The following is a 3,119-nucleotide window of genomic DNA, read 5'->3' as shown; positions in this document are numbered from 1 at the left end:
GCGATCGCGGTGGGGAGCCTGCGTAAGGACCGTCCCGAGGTGACGGCGTTGGCCACGGCGGTGGCGACGTTGCACGCCCATGGTCTGAGCCCGGATTGGGGCACGCTCTATCCGGTTCCGCCGGTCACCGGTCGGCCGGAGTTGCCGACGTATCCCTTCCAGCACCGGCCGTACTGGCTGGCTTCGGCGGTGGGTGCGGGTGGGAGTGTGTCGGCGGCGGGTCTGGGGGTTTCGGATCATCCGTTGGTGGGTGCGGTGACCGAGTTGGCCGAGCAGGGTCAGGTGGTGTTGACGGGCCGGCTTTCACTGCGGGGGCATGCCTGGCTTGCCGATCACGCGGTGGGTGGGCGGGTGCTGGTGCCGGGGGCCGCGTTCGTGGATCTGGTGCTGGGAGCTGCCGATCATGCCGGTCATCAGGTCGTTGACGAGTTGGTGTTGCAGGCGCCGTTGGTGCTGGAGGCCGAGGGGGCGGTGGACCTGCAGGTCATCGTCGGGACATCGCGGGAGGAGCGGTGCGCCTTCAGCGTTCATTCCCGCCCGCACAGTACGGGCGGGCAGGATGGCTGGACACTACACGCGAGCGGATACCTGTCGGGTGTTTCGTCCACGGTGACGGCGGGCTGGAATTCGTGGCCGCCGCCGGGCGCACAGGTGGTTCCGGTGGAGGGTCTGTATGAGCGGCTGGCCGCCGCCGGTTACCAGTACGGTCCCGCCTTCCAGGCCGTGAGCGCCATCTGGCGCCAGGGCGATGACCTCTACGCCGAGGTCCGGCTTCCCGAAAGCCTCGACAGCCGCGGTCACGGCATCCATCCGGCCCTTCTTGACGCGGCGCTTCACCCCCTCATACTGCCCGGCACCACCAGTGGCGATGGCGGCGGTGGCGGTATGCGGATGCCGTTCGTGTTGTCGGGCATCACGTTGCACGCCACCGACGCCACGATGCTGCGGGTACGCATCACCACCGTCGACGCCGACACCGTCAGTGTCACCGCCACAGATCCCGCGGACGCGCCCGTCATCACCATCGACGCCCTCACCCTCCGGTCAAGCAGCCCGCTCTCGGAGGAGCACACCCCCGTCACGCCGAGGAGCCGCCCAACCCGGACCGTCCGTCGCCGTGCCGGCAATGCCGACACCGCACGGTCCTTCGCCGCCGAACTGGCCGGTCTCACTCCAGGTCAACAGCACGACCGGCTCCTGCGGATCGTCCAGGCCCACGTGGCGACCGTTCTCGGGCATGTCAGCTCCGGCACCCTCGACCCAGAGCAGCAGTTCAAGGCTCTCGGCTTCACCTCCCTCAACGCGCTCGAACTTCGCAAGCAGCTCGGCCGGACCACGGGCTGCGACCTTCCCCCGACCGTCGTCTTCGACCACCCCACGCCACGGGCCCTGGCAACTCATCTCTACGAGCAGGTAGCCGGTGTCGCGTCCGCCGCCGTTCCAGCACCGGTAGGGATGGAGACGGACGAGCCGATCGCGGTGGTGGGGATCGGTTGCCGTTTCCCCGGCGGGGTGACGTCCGCGGCGGAGCTGTGGGACGTGGTCGAGGCGGGAAGGGAGGTGAGTGTCGAGTTCCCGGTGGATCGTGGCTGGGATCTGGACCGGTTGTTCGGCTCCGATCCGGATGAGTCGGGTACGACGTATGTTCGGCGCGGTGGGTTCCTGGATGACGCGGCCGGGTTCGACGCGGAGTTCTTCGGTATCTCGCCTCGTGAGGCGTTGGGGATGGATCCGCAGCAGCGGTTGCTGTTGGAGGTCGCCTGGGAGGCGGTGGAGAGGGCGGGCATCGATCCGCGCAGCCTGGCCGGGACCCCCACCGGGGTCTTCGCGGGTACGTGGTCTCATGAGTATGGTGCCGGGAGCTCCGAAGCCGTTGAGGGCCACCGGCTGACCGGAGTGGCGGCCAGCGTGGCGTCCGGCCGCATCGCGTACACGCTGGGTTTGGAGGGGCCGGCGATCACGGTGGACACCGCGTGTTCCTCCTCACTGGTGGCCGTGCATCTGGCCGCTCAGGCGTTGCGCCGGGGTGAGTGCGCGATGGCACTGGCCGGTGCTGTCACGGTCATGGCCTCCACCGACCTGTTCGTGGACTTCGCCCGGCAGCGCGTGCTGGCGGCGGATGGCCGGACGAAGGCGTTCGGTGCCGGTGCCGACGGCATGGTGGCGAGTGAGGGCGCCGGGATGCTGCTGCTGGAGAGGTTGTCCGACGCCCGTCGTCTGGGTCACCGGGTACTGGCGGTGGTTCGTGGGTCGGCCATCAACCAGGACGGGGCTTCCAACGGTCTGACGGCTCCTCATGGTCCTTCGCAGCAGCGTGTCATTCGTGCTGCTTTGGCCAGTGCCGGTCTCAGTGCGGCTGATGTCGATGTCGTCGAGGCTCATGGCACCGGGACCACGTTGGGTGATCCGATCGAGGCCGGTGCTCTGCTCGCCACCTATGGGCGGGATCGGCCGGTCGATCGGCCGTTGTGGCTGGGGTCGGTGAAGTCCAACATCGGTCATACGCAGGCGGCGGCCGGTATCGCGGGTGTGATCAAGATGGTGATGGCGATAGAGCGGGGGGTGTTGCCGAGGACGTTGCATGTGGATGAGCCGAGTCCGCATGTGGACTGGTCCGAGGGGGCGGTGTCGCTGCTGGCCGAGGCGCGGGTGTGGCCGGGGGGTGGGCGGCCCAGGCGTGCGGGGGTGTCGTCGTTCGGTATCAGTGGGACGAACGCTCATCTCATCTTGGAGGAGCCGCCGGTCGTCGAGAACGAGGGCGGTGGTGATGGGTCGTCGTTGGTGGTGTGGCCGCTTTCGGCACGCAGTGAGGAGGCGTTGCGGGAGCAGGCGCGGCGGTTGGGTGGGTATCTGGCCGATGGCCGGGATGTGGATGCGGTGGCCGTGGCGCATGGGCTGGCGGTCGGGCGGACGCATTTCGCGCACCGGGCCGTGATCGTGGACCCGGCGGCCGGTGATGTCGAGCAGACGACCGAGGCTGTTGGAGCTGTTGCCGAGGGGCGTGTTCATCCGGGTGTGGTGTACGGGCGGGTGAGTGCGCAGGGGCCGGGCAGGACGGTGTTCGTCTTTCCCGGTCAGGGTTCGCAGCAGGCCGGTATGGGTTTGCAGTTGTATGACGC

General features: G+C 68.7%; 1 protein-coding gene. It reads left to right on the top strand.

The window, feature by feature from the left end; all coding sequences use genetic code 11:
- Positions 1–246: 246 nt before the first annotated feature.
- On the top strand, positions 247–3,119 hold a 2,873-nt coding region (locus AB0K21_RS44565), incomplete at its 3' end, for a beta-ketoacyl synthase N-terminal-like domain-containing protein (RefSeq protein WP_364159266.1).

This window comes from Streptosporangium sp. NPDC049248, assembly GCF_040678965.1.
In the GTDB taxonomy this organism is placed as follows: domain Bacteria; phylum Actinomycetota; class Actinomycetes; order Streptosporangiales; family Streptosporangiaceae; genus Streptosporangium; species Streptosporangium fukuiense.
Note: the sequence above shows the minus strand (reverse complement) of the source record. Positions and strands in the feature narration are given on the sequence as shown.